The sequence below is a fragment of the Streptomyces albospinus genome (assembly GCF_014648695.1).
Classification (GTDB): domain Bacteria; phylum Actinomycetota; class Actinomycetes; order Streptomycetales; family Streptomycetaceae; genus Streptomyces; species Streptomyces albospinus.
Map to the genome: position 1 here is coordinate 11,476 of NZ_BMRP01000087.1, position 1,763 is coordinate 13,238.

1 protein-coding gene and 1 pseudogene are annotated in these 1,763 nt (G+C 64.9%); one reads left to right on the forward strand and one right to left on the reverse strand.

Annotated features, from left to right (window positions below; genetic code table 11):
* Positions 1–653 (reverse strand): nitroreductase (locus tag IEZ17_RS40350; RefSeq protein ID WP_189308613.1); only part of this gene is annotated, 653 nt, incomplete at its 3' end.
* 80 nt (positions 654–733) lie between these two features.
* On the opposite strand from IEZ17_RS40350, the pseudogene IEZ17_RS40355 reads away from it, so the two are divergent.
* Positions 734–1,673: pseudogene (locus IEZ17_RS40355) on the forward strand (IS5 family transposase).
* The last annotated feature ends 90 nt before the right edge of the window (positions 1,674–1,763 follow it).

A 1,763-nucleotide genomic window follows, 5' to 3' on the forward strand; every position in this document is an offset into this window, starting at 1 on the left:
AAGCTCACTGTTTCCGTCATGTCCGCTCGCCCGGTACGCAGCCGTGGCACGCCTTCCTTCTCGAATCCCACCGAGACGCCGCAGAACAGCACGAGCTCGTCATCGGCTCCGACTGTCTGGCTGACAGACTTGCGGTACATGGTCCACATCACCTGGGGGCAGCTGTGCAACCCTTCCGCCCTCAGCAACAGCATGACCGTCTGCAAGTACATCCCCGCGTCCCCCCACTGTCCGGGCCCCATCGTCCGGTCGAGGTAGCAGAACAGTACGACCGGCGCCCCGAACGCCTCCGAGTTCAAGGCGGCGATCTTCTTCGGCCTGTCGGGATCATCGCGCTCGATTCCCAGCGCTTTGTACCGCTGGGCCGCCGCGGCGGAAAAGCGGTCCCGATACGGCGCGGTCAGTTCGACCGGGTACATGGGATACTCCCGGTCATCGCCCGGATCTCCCGCCAATGCCCTGGCCGTCGTGCGCCTCTTGAGTTCAGCCAAGGGCTCACCGGTCACGACATATACATGCCATGGCTGGAGGTTCCCGCTCGACGGAGCCCGCGTTGCAGCAGCCAACACTCGTTCAAGTATCTCTTTGGACACCGGCTCATCGCTGAACGCCCGCACAGCCCGACGGCTGTCCACGGCCTCATACACATCCACGTCGTCGCATCCTCTCACTTGACCGGGCCCTCTACCGTATTCAGCGGTCAGTGCCGAGCATTGCCAGACCGAGCAGCGCCCTGACGACCCGTCCGGTCGTTGGTACGGCTGAGGGAGATAGAGGTGACCTGACGGACGCTCAATGGGAGCGACTTCGGCCGCTCCTGCCGGTGAGTAACGGGCGTTGTGGCAGGTGGCGGGATCGCCGGCAGGTGATCAACGGGGTGTTCTACCGGATCAGGACGGGTGTGCAGTGGCGTGACCTGCCGGAGCGTTGTGGGCCGTGGAAGACGGTGCACGAGCGGCATCGCCGCTGGTCGGCAGGTGGCACTTGGGAGCTCCTGCTCCAGCGGATCCAGGCCGAGGCCGACGCGGTTGGTGGCATCGACTGGGACATCTCCGTGGACTCGACCTCGGTACGGGCCCACCAGCATGCGGCCGGAGCACGCCTGGCGCCACCGTCGAGCCTCAAAGGGGGCCTCGCAAGTGCGATCAAGATTGCTTGGATCCGAATGGAACTGGTCGACCTCCCGGCGGAGTTGGTACAGGAGGCGAGGCGCTCGGCCGCTCGCGCGGCGGCTTCACCACCAAGCTTCACCTGAGCGCGGAGGGCCACTGCCGGCCGCTATCGATACTGCTCACCCCTGGGCAGCGGGCGGACTGCACCCAGTTCGAGCCGGTCATGAACCGGATTCGTGTCCCGCGCCTGACAGTCGGCCGGCCCAGGACGAAGCCGGACAGCGTCAGCGCGGACAAGGGCTATAGCAACTACCGCACCGTGCCTACCTGCGCAGACGAGGCATCCGGCATGTCATTCCAGAGAAGGCCGACCATGCGGCTAACCGCCGTAGGTGCGGCAGTAGCGGCGGCCGGCCGCCTGGATTCGATAAGGAGCGGTACAAGAAGCGCAACACCGTCGAGCGGGCGATCAACCGCCTGAAGAATTTCCGCGCGGTTGCCACCAGGTATGACAAGCGTGCCTATGTCTTTCTTGGCACGGTCACCGCGGCACCCTCGTGATCAGGCTTCGCCCGTGATCGCCAGGACACTGCCTAGTAGTGCTTGGTCAGGTTGATCTTGGTGGTGCGTGTCCTTCTGTCGCTGTGTGCG